Below are 22,706 nucleotides of genomic sequence, written 5' to 3'. Positions count from 1 at the left end.
GCCGACCCGTGACGCGGAGACGAATGATGCGGCGACGAATGACGTGGCGCCGCTGCTGAGCATCGAGTCGCTCAATCAGTTCTACGGCGAGAGTCATACGCTGTGGGATCTCACGCTGGAGATTCCCGCCGGCCAATGCACCTGCGTGATGGGCCGCAACGGCGTCGGCAAGACCACCTTGATGAAGTGCATCATGGGTGAGGAGAGTGTCCGTGACGGCAAGCTGCTGTATCGCGCCGAGGGCGAGGGCGGTAGTGGTGAGAACATCAGTGGCGATGCCAGTGGCCACGAGCCCCTTGACCTGACACGTCGCAAGCTCGAGGAGCGCGCCCGCCTGGGCGTCGGCTATGTCCCCCAGGGGCGTCAGATCTTCCCGATGATGACGGTGGAAGAGAACCTGCGCACCGGGCTCGCCGTACGTCGTGATGGGCTGCGTCAGATTCCCGAGCGCATCTATGAGCTGTTTCCCGTGCTCAAGGAGATGCGTCACCGGCGTGGGGGTGACCTGTCCGGCGGGCAGCAGCAACAGCTCGCCATCGGCCGCGCGTTGGTGATCGAACCGCGCCTGCTGATCCTCGATGAGCCCGGCGAAGGCATCCAGCCCAATATCGTCGCCCAGATAGGCGATGTCATTCGCCGCCTGATCAAGGAAGACGGCCTGACGGTGCTGCTGGTCGAGCAGAAGCTGCCCTTCGCGCGCAAGTACGCCGATCGCTTCGTGATCATGGATCGCGGCCGGCGGGTGGCCGAAGGCGAAATCGCGGCGCTGTCCGATGAATTGATCAAGCAGCACCTGACCGTATGACCATCCAGTGCATGATTTCCGCAGACGGCGCGACGGATGTCGCGTCCGGCCATCGCTTCGATGATCAGCGTCAGTGGCAGGCCTCGCTGGCGCTGCGCTTCGAGACCGACACCCGTGATGGCGCAGGCCCCATCACGCGACTGACGCGTCGTCGTCATCACGGCCCGCTGCGTGTGCAGCGCCCTTTCTATCCGGAAGGCCGCCACGGATGCTGCCATGTCTATCTGCTGCACCCTCCCGGCGGGCTGGTCAGTGGTGATGCGCTGCATATCACGGCAGAGGTTGAGCAAGGCGCGCAGGTGCTGTTGACCACGCCTGCGGCCGCCAAGCTCTACAAGGCGGATCGCAACGGCGTGGCCTGGGGCCAGCATACGCATCTCAAGGTCGCCAACGGCGCCACTCTGGAATGGCTGCCACAGGAGACGCTGGCCTTCAATGGCTCGCGCGGCGAGCAGACCACCACTCTCGAGCTTGAGGGCAATGCCCGTTGTCTGGGCTGGGAAGTGCTGGCACTCGGCCGGCCCGTCGGTGAGTTGCCCTTCGTCAGCGGCCATCTGGAACAACGCTTTCGCCTGACGCGTGACGGCAAGCCAGTCTGGATCGAGCGCCAGTCGCTGGACCCGCTGCATCCGCGCTTCACGGGGCGCTGGGGGCAGGGCGGCTGCAGTGTCCAGGCCACGCTGTGGGCGGTCGGGCTTGCAGATGAGGCGGCGGCCATTGAGGCGCTGCGTGAGGCGTTGTCGTTTTCCCCGCGCTGGGCGGTGACACGCCGCGAAGGCGTATTGCTGCTGCGCTATCTGGGCCATGAACGCAACGAGGCCTGGGCGCTGTGCCAGCAGGCATGGCGGATCCTGCGCCCACTGATGACGGGGCGTGAGGCACAGGTGCCGCGTATCTGGCTGACCTGACCTCGAGAGCCCCCACGCAATGACAACCACAAGAGCCACGACATGGAACTGACGCCAAGAGACAAGGATAAGCTGTTGCTGTTTACCGCAGCGCTGCTGGCCGAGCGCCGCAAGGCCAAGGGCCTCAAGCTCAACTATCCGGAATCCATCGCATTGATCAGCGCCGAGATTCTGGAAGGGGCACGCGAAGGATTGAGTGTGGCTGAGCTGATGGGGCGCGGGGCAGAGGTGCTGACCCGTGATGACGTGATGGAAGGCATCGCCGAGATGATTCCCGAGGTGCAGGTCGAGGCGACCTTCCCGGATGGCACCAAGCTGGTGACCGTTCACAACCCCATCGTGTGAGGTGAGCAATGATGATTCCCGGTGAATATCAGGTGGCGGACGGCGAGATCTCTCTCTGCGAGGACCGCCTGCGCACCACGCTCTCGGTCGGCAATCGCGGTGACCGACCGATCCAGATCGGCTCGCACTATCACTTTGCCGAGGCCAATCCGGCGCTGGTGTTCGATCGCGAGGCCGCCCTCGGACAGCGGCTGGACATCGCCGCCGGCACGGCGATTCGCTTCGAGCCCGGGCAGACGCGTGACGTCACGCTGATTCCCTTCGCCGGCAGTCGCCACATCTATGGCTTCCGTGGCGAGGTGATGGGACAGCTCAAGGATGACGGCAGTGTCGAGCGCTGAGCGAGTGACAATCTTTCCGTCAAGGCGTCAGGCAATGGCACCGACAGGCATTTACCTTGGAGCTCATTCAGAGACTGCGGCTCAGGGATCAAGAGGCAACCCATGAAGATAACGCGACAGGCCTATGCCGACATGTACGGCCCGACCACTGGTGACCGCGTACGTCTGGGCGATACGGCACTGTGGATCGAGGTGGAGAAGGATTTCACCCATTACGGGGAAGAAGTGAAGTTCGGCGGTGGCAAGGTGATTCGCGATGGCATGGGCCAGAGTCAGCGCGCTGATGAGAGCGTGATGGATACTGTGATCACCAATGCGCTGATTCTGGACTGGTGGGGCATCGTCAAGGCGGATGTCGGTCTCAAGGCCGGGCGCATCGCGGCCATCGGCAAGGCCGGTAATCCCGACACCCAGCCTGACGTGGACATCGTGATCGGTCCGGGTACCGAGGTCATCGCCGGCGAGGGCAAGATCCTGACTGCCGGCGGTGTCGACCCGCACATTCACTTCATCTGCCCCCAGCAGGTGGAAGAGGCGCTGATGAGCGGCATCACCACCATGCTCGGCGGTGGCACGGGGCCGGCCACCGGCACCAATGCCACCACCTGTACGCCGGGGCCCTGGCATATCGGCAAGATGTTGCAGTCGGTGGACAGCCTGCCGATGAACATCGGCTTTCTTGGCAAGGGCAATGCCTCGCTGCCCGAGGGGCTGGAGCTGCAGATCGAGGCCGGTGTGATCGGCCTCAAGCTGCATGAGGACTGGGGCACCTCGCCGGCCTCCATCGACAACTGTCTCACGGTGGCCGACGCCTACGATGTGCAGGTGGCGATCCATACCGACACCCTGAATGAATCAGGCTTCGTCGAGGATACGCTGGCGGCCTTCAAGGATCGTTGCATCCACACCTTCCATACCGAAGGCGCCGGTGGCGGCCATGCGCCGGACATCATCACCGCCTGTTCGCGGCCCAATGTGCTGCCGTCCTCCACCAACCCGACGCGTCCCTATACCGTCAACACGGTGGATGAGCATCTCGACATGCTGATGGTCTGCCACCACCTGGACCCGAGCATCCCCGAGGATGTGGCCTTCGCCGATTCGCGCATTCGCCGCGAGACCATCGCCGCCGAGGACATCCTGCATGACCTGGGTGTCATCTCGATGATGTCCTCGGATTCCCAAGCGATGGGCCGTGTGGGCGAGGTGATCTGCCGCACCTGGCAGACCGCGCACAAGATGCGTGAGCAGCGCGGCCTGCTGGCGGAGGATGCCGAGCGCGGCACCGACAACTTCCGTGCCCGCCGCTATATCGCCAAGTACACCATCAACTCGGCCATTACCCACGGCATCGCCCATGAAGTCGGCTCCATTGAGGTCGGCAAGCTGGCGGATCTGGTGCTTTGGTCACCGGCGTTCTTTGGCGTCAAACCGGCCTGCATTCTCAAGGGCGGCATGATCGCCGCCGCGCCGATGGGCGACCCGAATGCCTCGATTCCCACGCCGCAGCCCGTGCATTACCGCCCGATGTTCGGCGCCTTCGGCAAGGCAGCCAGCGCCACGCGTCTGACCTTCGTCTCTCAGGCGGCACTCAAGGCCGGTGTCGGCGAGGCCCTCGGACTCGATAGCCCGTTGTCCGCCTGTCGCGATGTACGCCAGGTGCGCAAGCGTGACATGAAACTCAACGATGCCTGCCCGGAGCTCAAGGTCGACCCCGAAACCTACGAAGTCTTCGCCGACGGTGAACTTCTGACCTGTGAGCCTGCCACCGAGCTGCCGCTGGCCCAGCGCTATCATCTGTTCTGAGGGCCTGTTTCCAGTGCCTGTTCTGATTCCCTATTCGAGATTGACGCCATGATGGAACTGATACATCGCCTGCCAGACGCCAGTGGATCAGGCGACCCAGCGAGCGCTCACACCGAGGCGGAGCCTCTGGATACCTTGACTCTGCCGCTGGAGCTGCGCATCCGCGGGCGGCTGCGTGCCACCACGGACGGCGGGCGCGAGGTCGGCCTGTTTCTGGATCGCGGACCGGTGCTGCGTGACGGCGATCGGCTGGCCTCACGCGAAGGCGAGGTGATCTGCATCCGCGCCGCGGATGAGCCGGTAGTGACTGCCCACATCGCCGCCGGGCGTCCGATGGCGGCGCTCTGCTATCACCTAGGCAATCGCCACGTGCAGCTGGCGATCGGCATGCAGACGGCTGACGCTGATACTGAAGCCAAGGGCGAAACCGGCTGGGTGCGCTTCCCGCCGGACCACGTGCTGGAAGCACTGGCCGAGCGACTGGGCGCGACCCTCACCCATCACGAGGCGCCCTTTGATCCTGAGCCGGGCGCCTATGCCCAGGTGGGACAGGGGGCTCATTCTCACGATCATGGTCATTCGCACGGGCATGAGCACAGCCACGGTCATTCTCATAGCCACGCCCATGAGCACACGCATGAGCACTGATGCCATGGCGGGCCTGCCGGCGCAGGAGGACCTGGCACTGCTGGGGCTCCTGCAGTTGGTGAGTCCGGCCTTGCCCATCGGCGCCTTTGCCTGGTCCCAGGGGCTGGAGAGTGCCTTCGAACTGGGGTGGGTCACTCAGGAGCAGGAGCTTGGCGAGTGGATCGACGGCGTGCTGGAAGACGGGCTCGGCCGTTGCGAACTGCCGTTGCTGGTGCGCCTGCAGCAGGCATGGGCCGAGGAGGATGCGGCGGCGCTCAATGAGTGGGATGGCTGGCTCAAGGCGACACGCGAAACCGCCGAACTCAGCGATGAGGACGCGCGTCTCGGGGCGGCGCTGCTGCGGCTGCTCAGAAGCCTCGAACGTGAACCGCCAGCGGCGCTGATGCCCGAGACACCGGGCTACGTCACGGTGTTTGCCTGGGTGGCGCACCAGCGTGGGGTGCCACTGCGCCAGACCTTGATCGGCTTCTCCTGGGCCTGGCTGGAAAACCAGCTGGCGGTGGCCTGCAAGGCCATGCCGCTGGGGCATACCGCCGCGCAGCGCCTGACCGAGCAACTGCGCCCCCGCGTGGTGGAGGTCGTCGCACAGGCGCTTGAGCGCCCGGATGCAGCGCTTGGCCCGATACTGCCGGGGCTGGCACTCGCCTCCGCACAGCACGAAACCCAATATTCCCGTCTGTTCAGGAGTTGAGCGAACGCCGCCTGTCCTGAGGCGGCGGCGCCTGAACCGACCGACACGAACGCCTGATATCTCACGAGAAAGGAAGCTGTCATGAAGCATTGTCTACGCGTAGGAGTGGGTGGGCCGGTGGGCTCCGGCAAGACGGCGCTGTTGCGTCAGCTGTGTCTGGCCCTGCGCGATCACTACGACATCGGGGTAGTCACCAATGACATCTACACCCGCGAAGATGCCGATTTCCTGCTGCGTCATGAAGCACTGGAGGCGGACCGTATTCTCGGCGTCGAGACCGGCGGCTGTCCGCATACCGCGATCCGCGAAGACGCCTCGATGAATCTGGCGGCCATCGATGATCTTCAGGCCCGCCATCCGAACATGGAGCTGGTGCTGGTGGAATCCGGCGGTGACAACCTGTCCGCGACCTTCAGCCCCGAACTTTCCGATCTCACGCTCTATGTAATCGACGTCTCGGCAGGTGACAAGATTCCGCGCAAGGGCGGGCCGGGCATCACCAAGTCCGACCTTCTGATCATCAACAAGATCGACATCGCCGAGCAGGTGCATGCCTCGCTTGAGGTGATGGACCGCGACTCGCGCAAGATGCGTGGCGAGCGGCCCTTCGTGTTCGCCAACCTGTATGACGGCGTCGGTTTGGAAGAGATCATCGCCTTCATTCTGGATCGCGGCATGCTGCCGGAGCGCCGCCCGGAAAAGTTGGCCGCACAGGCCTGACGGCGCAGCGTTTTCTACCGCTTGCTTGGGATCCATTGTCTCCCGGTAGTCGACACATGACGGATATCGGGTGAATTCATCATCATCTTGTTCAGGAATGACACATGAAGCGTTCTCACTCCGCACTGCTGGCCACCTCACTGTTACTGGTGGCGACCTCGGCCTCCGCACATCCCGGCCATGATGCCCAGGGACTGATGGCCGGCCTGACGCATCCCTTCACCGGGCTGGATCATCTGCTGGCCATGCTGGCCATCGGCATCTGGAGCGCGCGCCAGTCACGGGCCTTGAGGGTTGGTACACCGCTGCTGATGGTCATCGGCATGCTGGCGGGGGCCGGTATTGCGCTTCTCAGCGGTGGACAGGCGCTGCATGCGCTGATTGCGGAGCAGGGCATCCTGCTCTCGGTGCTGGTGTCCGGTGCGCTGGTGGCATTGCTGCTGCGTCTGCCGACTCTGGCTGGCGCCGTCATGGTGGCCGGCTTCATGGCCTTCCACGGCTTCGCCCACGCGCTGGAAATGCCGGCGGCTGGCAGTGCCATGGGTTACATGGCGGGCTTCGTGGTCGCGACACTGGCCCTGGCGTTGCTGGGCCGTGCAGTGGGTCTGCGCCTGATGAGTGTGCCAACCATCGCGTCTCGCCTGGTGGGTGGGGCAGTGATGGCCTCTGCCGTGATGATGGCGGTCTGATCGTCACCTGACATTCTGCTCGGGATGAGAAACGCCCCGCTGGCTTGCCAGCGGGGCGTTTTTTTTCTTTCTGATGCTGACGATACAAGAGAGGTGGGGCGCTTCATCAGAAAATGGCTGACGGGAGATTATGTTATAACGTATCATTTTCCGCATCTGATGATCAAGAAACCAGCGGTCCCCACGTCAGCGAATCACCTGACCCTGCGCCGGCAAGAATGTCGTCATGCGCGCACGGCGTGGCAATGACCCAACCCATTGAGGTAGTGCCTGATGACTTCCCCCCAAATGTCTCCTTCATATCCCTTGTCGGTAACCGTGTTGTCCGGTTTTCTGGGCGCCGGCAAGACGACGCTGTTGAATCACATTCTGGCCAACCGCGAAGGGCGGCGAGTCGCGGTGATCGTCAATGACATGAGCGAGGTCAATATCGACGCCGCCATGGTACGCGGCGCATCCGGCACAGGTGGCGAGGTGGCGCTCAATCGCGCCGAGGAGCAGCTGGTGGAGATGAGTAATGGCTGTATCTGCTGCACGTTGCGCGAGGACCTGCTCATTGAGGTCCGGCGATTGGCCGAGGAGGGGCGCTTCGACTGTCTGGTGATCGAGTCCACCGGCATTTCCGAGCCGCTGCCGGTGGCGGAGACCTTCACCTTCGAGGACGAAGATGGCCAGTGCCTCTCGGATGTCGCACGTCTCGACACCATGGTCACCGTCGTGGATGGCGCCAACTTCCTTGCTCAGTATCGCGAGGCGCAGTCACTGGCCGAAGCCGGAGAAAGCCTCGGCGAGGACGATGAGCGCAATGTCGCGGATCTGCTGGTCGACCAGATCGAGTTCTGCGATGTGCTGCTGATTAGCAAGACGGACATGATCGAGGCAACTCAGCTGGATGAGCTGACGGCCGTGCTGCGCTCGCTCAACCCGGAAGCCGAGATTCTGCCCATGACGCAGGGCACCGTGCCGCTTTCCAAGGTGCTGGACACCGGTCGCTTCAGTTTCGATCGAGCGCAGCAGGCACCGGGCTGGCTGAAGGAGATGCGCGGCGAGCACGTGCCGGAGATCGAGGAGTACGGCATCTCGAGCTTCTCCTACCATGCGCGTGTACCGTTTCATCCCGAGAAATTCCACCAGCTGCTCCACGGTGACTGGTTCGGTGGCAAGCTGCTGCGCTCCAAGGGCTTCTTCTGGCTGGCCACGCGCCCACAGTTCGCGGGGCAGTGGAACCAGGCCGGTGGCATCGCCCACTATGGGTTCGGCGGCATGTTCTGGAAGGCGGTACCGAAGGTCGAATGGCCCGAAGACCCCGAGTACCTGGCGTCGATCCAGGAAAAATGGCAAGAGCCCTTCGGCGACATGCGCCAGGAGCTGGTGTTCATCGGTCAGAACCTGGAGGAAGACCGTATCCGCCAGGCGCTGGATGAGTGTCTGCTCGATGACGCCACGCTGCTGGCAGGCAAGGAAGCCTGGCATATTCTGCCGGACCCGTTTCCCGCCTGGGAATGAGCGATAGCACCTGAGTCCCTGATCTGCTGGGACTCGCCAAACCATCCCACTGATCCGCGATCAGTGGGATGTTCTGTTTCTACGTTCATTGCTTGATGCACCTGCTCTTCGTTCCTTGAAGAGATGACTTTCCCGTTCAAGGCAGACTGCCTATGCACGTGGGATTTGCCCTGTTGTGTCATCGAGTCAATTCATGACGGCTTGGCTGAGTGCTACGTCGCTTGAGCGATACCCAGAGGGGGCATGTCAGGGCAGAAGCGATGCAGAGAGTGCCAAGCCATTGAAGGGAGCCGAATGACTCGCCCATCCATAGAAACCCCAGCACAGTTGCCGTCAGCGGGCTGAGCATTCCCAGCAGTGATGCGGAAAAGGCGGGCAGTCGTTGGACGCCGGCAAACCAGAGGCCATAGCCGAGCACGCCACCCGGCAGGATCAGGTAGCCATAGCCCAGCAGATGTTGCGGCTCGAGGGTGGTCGGAATACCTTCCGACCAGGCGGCCAAAGGCAGCAACAACAGTCCACCGAAGATCAATTGCCAGCCCGTCAGGCTCAATTGACTGACGTCGGGCGGACGTTGCCAGCGCTTGCTGAGTACGATGCCGGCGGCCATCGAGACAGCACCGAGCAGTGCGACCCCGCCCCCTGTCATGTCCAGTCCACCTTGGCCGGGATTGAGCAGCATCACCACTCCGACCATGCCCAGTCCACACTGCATTGCGGCTGTCATGTTGAAGTCTGTCCCTAGCCACCAGCGACTCAACAGTAGAACCCACACCGACTGACTTGCCAGCAGCAAGGCGGCCATGCTGCCGGGGATGCGGTATGCCGCGGCAAATAGGCAGGTAAAGAAGAGTCCGATGTTGAGGGTGCCCAGTACCATGGCCCTCACCCACCACCCTCCCGACAAGGTCTGTCGAGTCCAGAGCAGAATCAGTATTCCCGCGGGAAGGGCGCGAATGGTGGCTGCGGTGAATGGCGTGTCGGCAGGGAGAAGGGTCTGTGTCACCAGGTAAGTACTCCCCCATATGATCGGGGCTGTAGCGGTCATGGCGAGAACCTTCAGGTGTGAAGATGGCATGCTTGTCTCTCCTCGAAGTATCTTTTTAAAAAGATAAATGTAAGAGTGCTCGTAAAACCGCCGACGTCAAAGTATCTTTTGGAAAAGATAACTGGGAGGTTTCATGATGTTGGATACCGTGGATCGCATTCTTGCGCAGTGGGAGGAAGCTCGTCCCGATCTGGATTGCCGGCCGATGGGCATATTCGGGCGTATCAGCCGGGCAGGTCGTGTGTTTGGCTCGAGGATGGAGCAGGTATTCGAGAAGGAGGGCCTGTCGACTATCGAGTTTGACATCCTGGCGACGCTGCGACGTTCACAGGTGCAATTGACCCCGACTCAGCTGTATCAGACGTTGATGCTTTCTTCCGGTGCCATGAGCACGCGGATAGATCAGCTGGTGAAGCGAGGGTTGTTGCAACGCCGGGCCAGTGATGAGGATCGGCGCAGCAATCGCGTCGCGCTGACGGAAGCAGGGCGTCGTCTGATCGACACCACTCTGGAAGCGCATGTCGAGAATCAGCACCGGATGGCGAGTGCGCTGGACAGCGATGAGCAACATCAGCTTGCCTGTCTGCTGCGCAAGCTAATGACTGATGAAGAACGCTAGGGATCATGCAGCACTCATTGGGCCTCTGTAGGGGCATGCACCAGGTCAACCTCGAGTAGAAGTCTCGCTGCCGGTCTGAGAAACGAGGTGTGAGATGCGTGCCGCTGCAGTGCTCAGGGCAAACAGCAGCGTGGCGAGGCACACGATGGTGGGGCCGGTGGGCGTATCCAGCCAGTAGGCTGCCTGCAGACCGCCGGTGGTGGAAATCCCGCCGATGATGGCAGCGGTAACCGCCATGAGTTCTGGGGTGTGGCAGAAGCGGCGTGCCGTGGCCGCTGGAATGATCAGCAGCGCGGTGATCAGAAGCGCCCCGACCACCACGGCCAGCGACAATGTCAGCACCAGCTGCTCGCGTCGCGGGTTGATGCCGCTGGCACGCGCCAGGTCTTCATTGAGTGTCGCAGTGAGCAATGCCGACCAGCGCCAGCGAAGCAGCCCGAGGACCAGCAGGCCGCCAGTGGCGATGATCGCAAGATCCGTCTTGCTGACGGCCAGGATATCGCCGAACAGATAGGCCATCAGGTCGATCCGTACGCCAGGCAGGAAGGACACGGCGACCAACCCGAAGGCGAGCGCGGAGTGCGCCATGACGCCAAGCAGGGTGTCCATGGCATAGCCCCGCCCGCTCAGCAGGGTCACCAGCGTCGCCATGATCAGCGAGACGATGAGCACGCCTGCCAGCATCGAGGTGGACATCAACAGTGACAGCGCCACCCCGAGAATCGCGGCGTGGGCCGTGGCATCACCGAAATAGGCCATGCGCCGCCAGACGACGAAACAGCCCAAGGGCGCTGCCGCAAGCGCGACGGCAATGCCAGCCAGAGCGGCGCGGACCATGAAATCGTCCATGACATTGTCCAGCATCAGTGCAATCTCTCTGTGATCGGTGTCGCGGGTGTCGTGAGGGGCTGTGCAGGCGGCACCCTGTCATCCATCGGCGGCGCCGTGTGGCTGTGTCGATGGTCATGTCGGTAGAAGGCGAGGGCGTCAGCAGTGTCGATTCCGAACAGATTCTGATAGGCCGGTGAGGCCATGACGCGCTCAGGCGTGCCCTGGCAGCAGACGTGCCCATGCAGGCAGACGACGCGGTCGGAGGCGCGCATCACCACATGCAGTTCGTGGCTGACCATCAGCACTCCGCAGCCTAGGGTGTGACGGACGCGATCGATCTGACGATAGAAATCCGCGATGCCACGATGATCCAGGCCTTGGGTCGCCTCATCCAGCAGCAGGAGATCAGGCGAATCCAGCAGTGCACGAGCCAGCAGAATGCGCTGGAACTGACCACCGGAGAGACTGGCGATCTGCTGAACCTCGGCACCGGGAATACCGGCCTGCAGGAGGGCATGGGCCACGGTATCCAGCGAGTGTCGATGTGGCAGGTTCAGGAAGCGTTCCACCGTCATCGGCAGCGTCGGGTCCAGGCTCAGACGTTGAGGAACATAGCCGATCTTGAGTCCCGGCTCTCGTTGTATCCGACCGTGCGACGGGGTGATGGACCCGATGATGCTGCGAAGCAGCGTGGACTTGCCGGACCCATTGGGGCCTACGAGGGTGACGATTTCACCGCGTTCCACCTGTAGCTCGATCTCCTCGAGAATGCGGTGCTTGCCGAGGGTGACGCAGAGGTTCTCGATCGATAACAGCGGCATGGAGAGCGGACCCTTGAAGAATGACAACGTTGGCGGTTCAGTGATCGCAAGTGTTATGTTATAACATATTGGATCGAGACGGTAGCGTCTCCGAACTTCCTTCGGTGTCATCGCATCTTCTGGAGAACCGTCATGCGCAATCGGTTGCTGCCTTTACTCTCGCTGCCAGTGTTGATGTTACCCGCCGTGGCCATGGCGGAGGTGCCATCCGTCGCGGTGGATATCCCACCGGTGCATTCACTGGTCTCGCGCGTCATGGGGGAGCTGGGCAGTCCCGAGCTTGTCATCCAGCCCGGCGCCTCGCCGCATGGCTATTCCATGCGGCCCTCCGAGGCCAGGTCACTGGCCGACGCGGATGTCATGATCTTCGTGAGTGATGAGCTGACGCCCTGGCTTGCCAAGGCGCGTGAGACGCTGGCCGCGGATGCCGATGCCGTCGAGTTGATGGAAGTGCCCGGCACCCTTCATCTGCGCTATCGCGAGGGCGCCACCTTCGAGGCGCATCATGATGAGCATGACGACCATGACAGCCATGATGATCACCATGAGCATGCCCACGCTGGCATGAACCCGCATGGCTGGTTGGACCCGATGAATGCGCGTCTCTGGCTGGCAGAGATCGCGGAATCGCTGGCAGCACAGGACCCGGAGCATGCCGCGACCTATCGCAGGAATGCCCAGGCGGGCCAGCGGGAGCTCGACACCATGACAGAGTCACTGTCGGTGCGTCTGGCGCAAGTTCAGGGCACTCGCTACATCGTCTTCCATGATGCCTACCAGTACTTCGAGCACCGCTTCGATGTCCCCGCGTCCGGTGCCATCTCGCTGGGGGATGCCTCCACGCCCAGCCCGGCGCGCGTCAAGGAGATCCAGACGCGCGTGGCGCGGGACAACATCCAGTGCGTCTTCCGTGAGCCACAGTACAACCCGGCGTTGATCGAGAGTGTCTTCGAGGGGGTCGGCGTCAAGACCTCCATCGTCTTCGAGCCGCTGGGTGTCGGGCTGCCGCTGGGCGAGACACTCTATCCGCAGCTGATCAAGCGTCTGGGGCAGGGCATCCTGCGGTGTGCCGACGCCTGAGCGATCACGTGATATCAGGGCGGGGAGGCCGGCAGCCCCCGTCTTTCTTTCCATATCCTCAAGAGCACCATCCTCAAGGGAGAGCCACTGCATGCCCCATCCGACGTCCCCTCCATTGACGGAACGTGACGCTGAATTCTGCATCAATGCCGCGACTCGCACGCTCGAGCGCTGGGCGATCGCCGTCACGCGTGGGGAAAAGGAAACGCTTCTCTCGCTGTATGCCGAGGACGCGATTCTGGTGCCGACGGTCGCCGATGATGTGCGTGAGAATCGCCAGCAGCGGCAGGCCTATTTCGATGGTTTTCTCGCCAATGAGGCGCTGGCCTGCGAGCTGGGTGAGTACTCGCCACGGGTCAGTCGCAAGCTGGGCACCGTGGTGATCGGCGGCCATTACACCTTCGAGTATCGCGTCGCTAACGAGACGGTCACGATTCCGGCCCGCTTTCTGTTCACCTTCGAGGAGATCCTCGGCGAGTGGAAGATCACCGGCCATCACTCCTCGCGACTGGCGGGATGATCCTGCGCTGACGGCGAGCCGTCCGCGCTCTGTTCTTCACCTCTCCTGACACTCCCCACACTTCGGCGGAACTCAGTGCCTGCCTCCCACCGGCGTGAGGGAGGCGGCACTGATGAGAGCCGCTCTGGATATCTGACGAATGACCGCAATACTCCCCGACGTTTCCCTGACCGAGCGCTCCCGTTCCCTGAGCCCCCTTGAGTGGGTGGGCATGCAGGGGATCGATCTGCCCGTGCTCATCGAGGAGGGCGATTACCGCCGTGAATTGCATGCCCGCGTGGATGCGCAGGTCGACCTTCCGATGCCGCACACCAAGGGCATTCACATGTCGCGCCTCTATTGTCTGCTGGATGGGCTGGCGGAGGGCAAGGCGCTGATCCCCGGCAGTCTGCGGGATGTGCTCGCTGCAATGGTCGAAAGTCATCATGACTGCGCCTCGCGCAATGCCCGCGTGAAGATGGCGTTCGCACTGCTGGTGAAGCGTCCGGCGCTAGTCACGCCGGCACTCTACGGATGGAAGTCGTATCCCGTCACGCTGGAGGCCAGTCTGCACGAGGGCAGGTTCACGCTGCAGGCCAGTGTCACGGTGGGCTATTCCTCCACCTGTCCCTGCTCGGCGGCCCTGTCGCGTCAGCTGATCGAGCAGGCGTTTCTGGAGGCTCACCACAATGATGCAACGCTGACGCCTGAGCAGGTCGCCGAGTGGCTCACCCACCATGCCACCCTGGCCACACCCCACAGCCAGCGCAGTGAAGCGATTGTCCAGGTCACCCTCAAGCCTGAGGCCGAGGATCTGGGACTGATCGCGCTGATCGATGCCATCGAGCAGGCCGTAGCGACGCCCGTCCAGACGGCCGTGAAACGTGCCGATGAGCAGGCGTTTGCGGCACTCAATGGTCAGAATCTGATGTTCGTCGAAGACGCGGCGCGCCGCTTGATCAATGGCCTGGCGGTCTCACAGGGTGAGGCGCATGTCCATGTGCGGCATATCGAGAGCCTTCACCCCCATGATGCCGTGGCCTGGGGAGGTGGTGCGTAAGAAACCCCCTGCACCATGGTGAGTGCCAGCTCATGGCCCCGCTGAAGAGACATCGAGGTTGATGTCCTGATCTGTCCAGGCCCTGCCGGCGATGCCGGTGGGCCTTCGCGTCTGGAGCACCGCCATCAGGCATCATGTGGTTTGTAAAACAGTCCAGATGCTATGGTGTAGAGTGATATATTGCGTATATGTCTAGACAAAGGTCTATTTCTGCGCCAATTGGATTGACCCTTGAGTCGGAAGGCGTCTAAGTTCTGCTCTATCTGGTATGGTTTGCAGTCCACTTGAGGAGGGCGGCTCTTGCGCGTGAAGCGCTCGAAGCTCCGTCGCCAGCACACGCTCACCGTCCTCAAGCGTCATGCCAGACGCGATACGTCCATACCCATAATCAGAACAATCAAAGGGATTCGACAATGAAGCGAGTCATGCTTGCCGCCACGCTGTTAGCCGCCGCCTTGGGTACCACGACCGCGCATGCCGAGAAGATCGTGTTTGCCATCGGGGGAAGTCCCAACAGTCTGCAGGGCCAGACCGCGCAGTACTTCGCCGATAGCCTGCAAGCCCGGCTCGGTGATGAGCATCAGGTCGAGTACTACCACAGTGGGCAGCTGGGGGATGAGCGCCAGCTGATCCAGAAGCTGCGCCTGGGTACGGTCGACCTGGCCGCGATTTCCTCGGTGATGTCGTCCGTGTCACCAAGCTTCGCCCTGTTCGACATGCCGTTCATGGTCAAGGACCGTGAGCACCTCAAGCGCATCGATGACGAGATCGTGATGACGGATCTGGCCGAGGATGCCAAGTCCAAGGGCCTCAAGCTGGTCTCCACCTGGGAGAACGGCTTCCGTCAGATCACCAACAACGAGCATCCGATCGTTGCGCCAGAAGACCTGGACGGGCTGAAGCTGCGTACCCCACAGAGCGAATGGCGGACCGGCATGTTCAACGCCTGGGGCGCCAACCCGACACCGATGGCCTTCTCGGAAGTCTTCGTGGCGCTGCAGACCGGGGTCGTCGATGGTCAGGAGAACCCGCTGTCCAACATCGATGGCGCCAAGTTCCAGGAGGTGCAGAAGTACCTGTCACTCTCCAATCATGTCTATTCGCCCATCTGGTTGACCAGCAGTCAGGCCGGCTGGAACAAGATGCCCGAGGACGTGAAGGCAGCGATTGCCGAAGTCTCCGCCGAGACCCAGAGCTGGGCCTTCGCCAAGGGTGCGGAGCTTGATGACAAGCTGCTGGCAAGCCTCAAGGCGGGTGGCATGGCCGTCAACGAGGTGAATCGGGATGCCTTCGTCACTGCAAGTGCGCCGGTCTATCAGGCGTTCTCCGACAAGGTCGATGGCGGCCAGGCGCTGGTTGACCGGGCCATGGCACTGGCCAAGGAGTAAGTCATGAGCTCGCATTCCCATGCGGCTAAGGCAACCTTCCCCACCGAGAGTGGGGAAGGACTGACGGCCAAGGCTGACTTGACAGTGCTGGACAGGATCAACCGTGTGGTAGAACGCTGCCTTGAGGTATTTACCGTCGGCCTGCTGTTGTCGCTGACGGTGATCGTGCTGGCGGCAGTGGCCTTGCGTACCTTTGGTGGCTCCTTGCCGTGGTATGACGAGGTCGCCTCGATCAATTTGGCCTGGCTCAGCTTCTATGGCGCTTGTCTCGCGGCCTTGAAGCGTTCGCATATGGGCTTTCCCGGCTTGATCACCAAGGCGCCTATCGCACTGCGCAGTACGCTGTTCATTACCTCTGAACTCATCGTGATCGGATTCTTTGCCGTGGTTGGCTGGTTTGGGTATCAGGTGCTGGACGTGCTGGCCTGGGATGCCTTGATCGCCTTGCCGAGCATCGGCCTGGATGTCACCCAGTCGGTGATCCCGCTCAGTGCGGCACTCTTCATCGTGTGTGAGCTGCTAAGCCTGCCCCACGCATGGCGCAAGATGTGTGAAGGCGTCAACAGCGAAAAGGAAGAGATCGCGGAAGCCATCCGTCTGGCCGAGGAAGACCTCAAGGAGCACCGCTCATGACGCTACTGATCATTATCGCGGCCCTGTTCGCACTGGTGCTGATCAACGTTCCCATCGCGGTTGCCATCGGCACGGTGGGGGTCGTGGGTGTGGTGATCTTCATGGGCGTGGACGCGCTGGTGAACGTGCCGCTGACGCTCTTCAATGGCGCGACCAAGTTCCCGCTGATCGCGATTCCGCTATTCATCCTCGCCGGTGCGCTGATGAACACGTCAGGCATCTCCATGCGGCTGATCAATCTCGTCACAGCGATGGTGGGGTTCGTGCGCGGTGGCCTAGCCATGGTAAATGTCGGGGTGTCACTGTTCTTTGCCGAGATTTCCGGCTCGGCTGTCGCGGACGTGGCAGCCACGGGGTCGGTGTTGATTCCCGAGATGAAGAAGCGCAAGTACACGCCAGAGTTCTCGGCGGCCATCACGTCATCCTCCGCGTCACTGGCGATCATCATTCCGCCGTCGCTGTCGATGATCCTGTATGGCGCCATCGCGGATACCTCCATCGTCAAACTGTTCGTGGCGGGGATCATTCCGGGCCTGTTGGGGGGATTCGGCCTGGCAGTGCTCTGCTACTACTATGCCCGCAAGTACGACATGCCGCGTGAGGCTGCCTTCTCGCTATCAGCGCTTAGTAAGGCGTTCCGGGAAGCCTTCTGGGCGCTGACGTTGCCGGTCATCATCCTGGGCGGAATCTTCGGCGGCTTCGTGACTGCCACGGAAGGGGCGGGCATCGCCGTGCTGGCGGCGCTGGTCATCGGTGGGCTGGTCTATCGCGAGTTGAATCTGCAGGTGCTGTATCGGGCGGTGATCGATGGCGTGATCCAGACGTCCGTCGTCATGCTGCTGGTCGCGAGCTCAGCCGTCCTGGGACTCTTTCTGACCGAGATGCAGCTGCCGCAGCAACTGGCGCAGGAAATCACCTCCCTGACCACGGACCCTGTGGCTGTGCTGGCATTGCTCAATATCCTGCTGCTGTTGCTGGGGATGTTCCTGCATGGTGCAGCGGCCATCATCCTGGTCGTACCGATCGTGATGCCGCTGATCCAGCAGATTGGGATCGACCCGATCCACTTCGGCCTGATCCTGACGCTCAACCTGGCCATCGGTCAGCAGACACCCCCCGTCGCCTCGGTGCTGGCGACCTCCTGCTCGATTGCCAGAACGGACATGTGGGAAACCACCAAGGTCAATCTGCCAATGATCTTCGTGCTCTTCCTGGTGCTGATGCTGGTCACCTACGTGCCGGCGATTCCCATGAGCCTTGTCGAGCACTTCTATGGGGGAGTGTTTGATTGATAGGTAGATATGTAGATAGGTAGGTAAATAGGGCAGTGATGGAGACTGCTCACCAGACACGCCAAGGCCGCCCTTTGAGGCGGCCTTGGCGTGTCTGAAGCCAGCAAGCGAGCCCCGAGGTGCATGTCCCTCAGGCAATCCACGCTGCATCAGGCGGGGGATTTCACTTTTCCGGTCCAGCAACCGGCACGCCTTGTGCTATCTGGCGGGGGGCGGACACATGCTGTTCGGCACGGAGAATCCAGGTGACACCTCCAAGCATCAGCAGCATGCCCAATACTTCGTTGGTCTGCGGCCATTGCCATGCCAGCAGGTATCCGTAGAGCAACACACAGCAGGTCTCGAAGATGGTCATCTGCCCACCCACGGAGACCGGCAACCGCTGGGCGGAGGAGGTTCACAAGGCATTGGCAATCCACGAACCGCCCACCGACATGAAGACGACTGCGGAACCGAAAGCCCACCAGCACTCTGATGACAGCACCAGCGGCAGTATTCGCGGCTGCAAGACGGCGACGCCTACGCGCGACAGCACCCTGACACCGTCAGCGTGCTGGCAATGCATGCCGCCATTCAGCGAGGCGCCGGCACCGGTCTGGCCTGGGATTTCATGGCGGGAGACGCCATCGCAAAGGGCGAGCTGGTGCGTGTCACAGACCATCGCGCGATCATTGGCCAGGCTGAGCATCTTGTCCACGGCCTTCATCGCCCGTTACCGGCCTCCGCGCGACGGTTCAGGGATTGGCTGATCGCCAGGGTGGGCAATATCAAGTCAGTGGATGGCGGATACTGACAACTAAGGTCAGAATCAGAGCTCAAGACGCAAAGTCGAATGACGGACATCGGATTAGTTGCCGAAGTGTCGTCGCAGTAGTGACGCATTCAGACATCATCGCTCCCTGGAGTTCTTGTCCCAGAGATGAGCTCAACAGATGAGATGAGCCTTATGTAACAGAGAGTGATTTAACGTATCATTCCAGTGATCAGAAGTTATCTTTGTCATGTGGACTTCGGGGTAGTCATGACACAGATAATATTGTGCGAGGCGTCGTCGAGTCTGTAGACCTGCTTCATTTTGCCAACTATGTTGACAGATTCCGGGGAGGCTGACCCGATGATGGGCAAGCAGGGCCTTGCGATGGCTTGACTAATGGCAACCTCCTGTTTCACTACTCAAAAAGTGGGTGGCGTCTCCTCCTTTGAGCGGTCTTCGTTGTGGTGGCAGGAAAGACTGTGTAAAATTTTGCATCCAGAGTTCGTCATTCGATAACTCAGCTTGAAAGAGTCTATCTAGATCGCATAGAGACAAGACTCTTTGATATCCCCAAGATAAACCCCAGTGTGATAAAGACACCTTGGATAAGTAGAGTCATTATGCAATCTGTAAAGTGTTGGTATTCGATTGATGATCGTCTCGGAGCTCGTTGGCTGGCCTATATAGGCGTCATGTCGTTATTATTATATGCCGCTTTACAATTTGTCTTGCCAAACACTCAAGAAGTGATGGAACGAGTCTTGGCATTTTCGGGGCTTGTCGCATTCTGCGTATACGGTAAAGGCTTGCGCAAGGCCCCCCTATTGTTATTACTGGGGGTTCTCTGCGTACAATTGTTTTCCTGGAGCCTGGGATTATGGCAGTACCCGCAATGGGCGATAGATGACCCTAGACTCCAGGATCTGGCCAAATTGTTTATCTTCATCAGTGTGGCCTGGTGGTTGAACGGAAGTACACGAAATACTCTCATCGTGTGGGGACTGGCAGTCGGCGGGGTCTTGATCACGACGCTGTTTGCACCAGGTGACGACGGATGGCTCACCGGGTTTACTGGGGAAAGAGTGGGATTCGGAATCCGTAACAACCAGCATGCATCCATGTTGTTTGGGGTTTCGCTATTGGGTTTGCTCTGTTTTGCTCGTCGCTTTTGGAGCGACGGTAACGCGCGGTATTTGAGAATAGCGCTTTGGTGCCTGGCTATGGTGATGGTGGTGACTGGCATCGCCGTTGGTCAGACAAGAGCTGTCTGGCTCAGTGCAACGATTGCGAGTGGCATCGGTCTGATACTCTGGGTTATTAAGTCCGTACTGGAGGGTAGAACCAGACATTTGACAAAGTATCTCGTCACAATTTCATTATCCATCGTAATCGGGGCAGGGGTACTGGTCTCTACACTGGGAGACTCTCTCAATCATCGCTTCCATAAAGAGAGCAGTGTGATATCTCAGTTGGTAGATGGCGAAATCACGGAAGTTCCTTATACAAGCATCGGCATTCGTATCAATAGCTGGATCGCGGCGAGCCAGTGGATTGCGAAACGCCCGATGACAGGGTGGGGACCTGAAGGGCGTCAGTTGGTCATGTCGGAAACGACCTGGCTGCCAGATTGGGTACTGGCAAAATATGGCCACCTGCATAATTACTTCCTTGAAACCTGGGTCGAATATGGGATTGTTGGTCTTGTCGCGATGTCTCTATTGGCATTCTGGATTGGCCGTGCCACCTGGCTCGCATGGCGGGGTAATGCGATGCCTGATGACATTGCCTGCTTCGGCCTGATGTTCTTCATCTATTGGATGATAATCAGTAACTTTGAATCCTATAATTCATTCCCGACAGGCCTGTTTGTCCATAATCTGATTGTCGGTGGTTTGATCACGCATTATTGGCGTTTGAGTCACCAGACGGCGTAGCCGAATCTGTAAAGAAGTATGAATAAAGCGTGTCAGAAAATTCTGGCGCGCTTTATTTTTGAATAAAAGATTATCGAATGTCACCTAATATGAGCAAGAGGTGCCAGTAAGCTGAAAGGGGACGAGTGAGTCCATGCTTCTGATACGGTGCATCATTGAAATATTTATGAATAATGATCCGGGTCTCTGATTTGAGGTATCTCAAGCGGTCATCAGATAGACACGATCTGATACGCATCACCATCTGCTGATATCCTCTAGACTTTCCTCCACTGTTGCATCGATAGATAAATACAGTGAGTGTTAGAGTAATGTAAATGAACAATTCAATGAAAACATGGGCTGGGGAGTGGCATACGATGTAAGCGATCAATTACTGACCAAGCTAGAAGGCGGGAGGTTAAAGCCAGAAACCATCTGACGACTGAGACGCATTACTATCGTGCTGAGAGTCGCTCTCATGATAAATAATTAACATGATCTGATGCTTGCGAGTCTGCTCTGTCCCATCCGGTGCCGGGTGCATTTCACAAGAACAGCACCGTTTCTGTCGATCCCTTGGTCGCTTCATGCCTACGATGCACACTAGGGTGATGATTATCCGATGTTTTCTTGATCTAGCACCTGCAGGAAGATGGGCTTCATTGCCCTGAATCTAGCCAAATATGACGAAAATATGTATAATCCATGAAGCTTTCAATAAAAAACCTCGCTATTTTATCCAACAGGGCACCGTGCTCTCACTACGGCGCCCTGTTTGTCGTCTGGCCTCAGGAATTGCCCCAAAATCCTGGGGCGGTAGCGTGCCTAAATAAACAGAGACCCGAGACGTTATGAAAGGCATCTTGCGCAAGATAGGTAAGCATAAGTTATTGCCAGTCGTATTTTCCGTTACTTCACTTCTGGTTGGTAGTATGGTAACCGGTTCTGTCACTTCATTCACGATAGCCATATTTGCACTAGTATGCGGGTTGCAATTCCTGACGGGAAAATCAGCAAAGCTAGAGTATTATCTGTCTGGCTTGGAAGTCAAAGTGGCTTCCAATGAAAACCCTATTGGTAAATACGGGCAGAAAATCAATTTTGCTGCCTCACTTATACCGTTATTGACAAGTCAATTGGGTTTATATGTACTCCCTATAGTACTACTATATATCGTGACTTCGCTGATTGTCGCATGGCCGGTCATCCTCAAATTATTCAATAGAAAAAAGATAAGAGCGTATGCCGTGAAGGTGCTTGAGACAAAGCGTCCGACCGTCGCCGTGTACGTAACTGGAATGAAGGGGGTCGCATATCAAATCAACCAATGGCTTCCTGTATTGGAAAAGCTAGATCAGCCAGTGATTATCATACTTCGTGAGGCTGATATTTTCTCAGGGATGCTGCCTACGGATATTCTTACAGTAACAGCTAGAACACAGATCGATCTTGAGGCCATATTGGGCGGGGCTACCTCCATAAAGAAATTATTATATCCCGCCAATACGATGAAAAATGTGCAAGCATTGCGTTATCACCACCTGGATCATATTTTCATCAATCATGGTGAGAGTGATAAAGCCGTTAACCAAAGCAAATTGCTGATGGCCTATGATTATCTGTTTGTGGCTGGCCCTCTCTCGGAAGAGCGTTTGAGAGCTGCAGGGCTTCCGCTGAGAGAAGGGCAGGTGTTACATGTTGGACGTCCTCAAGCGGAAATGGCACTGAAATATCAAAAGGAGATAAATAGAATAAACACTATTCTGTATGCTCCTACTTGGGAAGGGCATGTCAAGAAAGTTGATTACAGCTCCATTGGAGAATTAGGTTACAAGTTATGTAAAGAAATTATAGAGCATGATGGTTTTTCACTGATATTCAAGCCTCATCCTTATACTGGGAGTATAAGCAGTACTCATAAGTATTGGTTAAGCAAGATCCTGAAGTTGTGCGAAGATCATGGTGTTGAAGTGCTGGATGAAAATAACTCACTGCATTGCGCAATGAACACAAGCGATATATTGGTGTGTGATATTTCAAGCGTATTGAATGAATATCTTGTTACAGGGAAACCTATCATTCTTTGTAATATCCAATCACTTGATTTTGAACAATTGCATTCAGAGTATCCTTCTGCTGCGGCAGCTAGCCTTGTCAATGTAGAAAGTAATATCGTAGATGTCATACAACTGATTGAAAGAGAAGATCCACTCCAAGCATCAAGACAGAGGTTGAGAGTTTCTTCCTTGGGTGATCGAATAGATGATCCTTTGAGTATGTTCAAGTCACTACTATAGTATGGATGT

The 22,706-nt window shown here is 59.0% G+C and carries 24 protein-coding genes; 20 read left to right on the top strand and 4 right to left on the bottom strand.

The features are described from left to right. Positions 1-52: 52 nt before the first annotated feature. The 10 genes from urtE (at position 53) to zigA (ending at position 8,459) form a co-directional block, all read left to right on the top strand. Positions 53-805: an urea ABC transporter ATP-binding subunit UrtE gene (gene urtE, locus ACZYGA_RS00360; protein WP_479398348.1), complete on the top strand. Its 753-nt coding sequence runs from the start codon at positions 53-55 to the stop codon at positions 803-805. Between the two features lie 11 nt (positions 806-816). Then, positions 817-1,713: an urease accessory protein UreD gene (locus ACZYGA_RS00355; RefSeq protein ID WP_479398262.1), complete on the top strand. Its 897-nt coding sequence runs from the start codon at positions 817-819 to the stop codon at positions 1,711-1,713. A gap of 42 nt (positions 1,714-1,755) precedes the next feature. Beyond that, positions 1,756-2,058: an urease subunit gamma gene (gene ureA / locus ACZYGA_RS00350; protein WP_024952521.1), complete on the top strand. Its 303-nt coding sequence runs from the start codon at positions 1,756-1,758 to the stop codon at positions 2,056-2,058. An 11-nt stretch (positions 2,059-2,069) separates the two neighbouring features. Further along, positions 2,070-2,399: an urease subunit beta gene (locus ACZYGA_RS00345; protein ID WP_054556303.1), complete on the top strand. Its 330-nt coding sequence runs from the start codon at positions 2,070-2,072 to the stop codon at positions 2,397-2,399. 102 nt (positions 2,400-2,501) lie between these two features. Continuing rightward, complete coding sequence (ureC, locus tag ACZYGA_RS00340; RefSeq protein WP_479398261.1) at positions 2,502-4,205, top strand: urease subunit alpha; 1,704 nt, start codon at positions 2,502-2,504, stop codon at positions 4,203-4,205. A 48-nt stretch (positions 4,206-4,253) separates the two neighbouring features. Continuing rightward, on the top strand, positions 4,254-4,853 hold the full coding sequence (locus ACZYGA_RS00335; RefSeq protein ID WP_479398259.1) for an urease accessory protein UreE: 600 nt from the start codon (positions 4,254-4,256) through the stop codon (positions 4,851-4,853). Then, entirely contained in the window at positions 4,843-5,544 is a 702-nt protein-coding gene (locus ACZYGA_RS00330) for an urease accessory protein UreF (RefSeq protein ID WP_479398257.1), read from the top strand. Before ACZYGA_RS00335 ends, ACZYGA_RS00330 begins: the two co-directional genes overlap by 11 nt. An 81-nt stretch (positions 5,545-5,625) precedes the next feature. Next, positions 5,626-6,264 carry an urease accessory protein UreG gene (ureG, locus tag ACZYGA_RS00325; protein WP_054556181.1) on the top strand — a complete coding sequence of 213 codons (639 nt, stop codon included), beginning with the start codon at positions 5,626-5,628 and terminating at the stop codon, positions 6,262-6,264. Positions 6,265-6,368: 104 nt separating this feature from the next. Beyond that, on the top strand, positions 6,369-6,953 hold the full coding sequence (locus ACZYGA_RS00320) for a HupE/UreJ family protein (protein ID WP_479398256.1): 585 nt from the start codon (positions 6,369-6,371) through the stop codon (positions 6,951-6,953). A 288-nt stretch (positions 6,954-7,241) separates the two neighbouring features. Then, positions 7,242-8,459 (top strand): zinc metallochaperone GTPase ZigA, encoded by a 1,218-nt coding sequence (gene zigA, locus ACZYGA_RS00315; RefSeq protein WP_479398346.1) that lies wholly within the window; start codon positions 7,242-7,244, stop codon positions 8,457-8,459. 178 nt (positions 8,460-8,637) lie between these two features. On the opposite strand, the gene ACZYGA_RS00310 is transcribed toward zigA, so the two are convergent. Next, complete coding sequence (locus tag ACZYGA_RS00310; RefSeq protein ID WP_479398345.1) at positions 8,638-9,507, bottom strand: EamA family transporter; 870 nt, start codon at positions 9,505-9,507, stop codon at positions 8,638-8,640. Positions 9,508-9,640: 133 nt separating this feature from the next. Here ACZYGA_RS00310 and ACZYGA_RS00305 point away from each other — a divergent pair, with 133 nt between their 5' ends. Beyond that, positions 9,641-10,126 carry a MarR family winged helix-turn-helix transcriptional regulator gene (locus ACZYGA_RS00305; RefSeq protein WP_479398254.1) on the top strand — a complete coding sequence of 162 codons (486 nt, stop codon included), beginning with the start codon at positions 9,641-9,643 and terminating at the stop codon, positions 10,124-10,126. Between the two features lie 45 nt (positions 10,127-10,171). Here the strand turns inward: ACZYGA_RS00305 and ACZYGA_RS00300 are convergent, their stop codons facing one another. Next, positions 10,172-10,990 (bottom strand): metal ABC transporter permease, encoded by an 819-nt coding sequence (locus tag ACZYGA_RS00300; RefSeq protein WP_479398252.1) that lies wholly within the window; start codon positions 10,988-10,990, stop codon positions 10,172-10,174. Then, the gene (locus ACZYGA_RS00295) at positions 10,990-11,778 is read right to left on the bottom strand and encodes an ATP-binding cassette domain-containing protein (protein WP_479398250.1); all 789 of its coding nucleotides are present in this window, start codon (positions 11,776-11,778) and stop codon (positions 10,990-10,992) included. The genes ACZYGA_RS00300 and ACZYGA_RS00295 overlap by 1 nt, the downstream gene beginning before the upstream one ends. Positions 11,779-11,910: 132 nt before the next feature. Between ACZYGA_RS00295 and ACZYGA_RS00290 the strand changes: the two genes are divergently transcribed. From ACZYGA_RS00290 to ACZYGA_RS00265, 6 genes are all read left to right on the top strand, one after another. After that, on the top strand, positions 11,911-12,858 hold the full coding sequence (locus ACZYGA_RS00290) for a zinc ABC transporter substrate-binding protein (protein ID WP_479398249.1): 948 nt from the start codon (positions 11,911-11,913) through the stop codon (positions 12,856-12,858). Positions 12,859-12,949: 91 nt separating this feature from the next. Further along, positions 12,950-13,378, top strand: a complete 429-nt coding sequence (locus ACZYGA_RS00285; protein WP_404627525.1) for a DUF4440 domain-containing protein — start codon at positions 12,950-12,952, stop codon at positions 13,376-13,378. Positions 13,379-13,517: 139 nt separating this feature from the next. Then, positions 13,518-14,417 (top strand): GTP cyclohydrolase FolE2, encoded by a 900-nt coding sequence (gene folE2, locus ACZYGA_RS00280; RefSeq protein WP_479398248.1) that lies wholly within the window; start codon positions 13,518-13,520, stop codon positions 14,415-14,417. 413 nt (positions 14,418-14,830) lie between these two features. Beyond that, on the top strand, positions 14,831-15,805 hold the full coding sequence (locus ACZYGA_RS00275) for a TRAP transporter substrate-binding protein (RefSeq protein WP_479398247.1): 975 nt from the start codon (positions 14,831-14,833) through the stop codon (positions 15,803-15,805). 3 nt (positions 15,806-15,808) lie between these two features. After that, entirely contained in the window at positions 15,809-16,438 is a 630-nt protein-coding gene (locus ACZYGA_RS00270; protein ID WP_479398245.1) for a TRAP transporter small permease, read from the top strand. Next, the gene (locus ACZYGA_RS00265; protein WP_479398244.1) at positions 16,435-17,730 is read left to right on the top strand and encodes a TRAP transporter large permease; all 1,296 of its coding nucleotides are present in this window, start codon (positions 16,435-16,437) and stop codon (positions 17,728-17,730) included. Before ACZYGA_RS00270 ends, ACZYGA_RS00265 begins: the two co-directional genes overlap by 4 nt. Before the next feature lie 163 nt (positions 17,731-17,893). On the opposite strand, the gene ACZYGA_RS00260 is transcribed toward ACZYGA_RS00265, so the two are convergent. Beyond that, complete coding sequence (locus ACZYGA_RS00260) at positions 17,894-18,085, bottom strand: hypothetical protein (protein ID WP_479398242.1); 192 nt, start codon at positions 18,083-18,085, stop codon at positions 17,894-17,896. Positions 18,086-18,289: 204 nt separating this feature from the next. Between ACZYGA_RS00260 and ACZYGA_RS00255 the strand changes: the two genes are divergently transcribed. From ACZYGA_RS00255 to ACZYGA_RS00245, 3 genes are all read left to right on the top strand, one after another. After that, on the top strand, positions 18,290-18,523 hold the full coding sequence (locus ACZYGA_RS00255; RefSeq protein WP_479398241.1) for a hypothetical protein: 234 nt from the start codon (positions 18,290-18,292) through the stop codon (positions 18,521-18,523). 581 nt (positions 18,524-19,104) lie between these two features. Then, on the top strand, positions 19,105-20,418 hold the full coding sequence (locus ACZYGA_RS00250) for an O-antigen ligase family protein (protein ID WP_479398239.1): 1,314 nt from the start codon (positions 19,105-19,107) through the stop codon (positions 20,416-20,418). A gap of 833 nt (positions 20,419-21,251) precedes the next feature. Beyond that, complete coding sequence (locus tag ACZYGA_RS00245; protein ID WP_479398238.1) at positions 21,252-22,697, top strand: CDP-glycerol glycerophosphotransferase family protein; 1,446 nt, start codon at positions 21,252-21,254, stop codon at positions 22,695-22,697. Positions 22,698-22,706 lie beyond the last annotated feature (9 nt).

The sequence above is a fragment of the Cobetia sp. BL01 genome (assembly GCF_056493605.1).
Note: the sequence above shows the minus strand (reverse complement) of the source record. Positions and strands in the feature narration are given on the sequence as shown.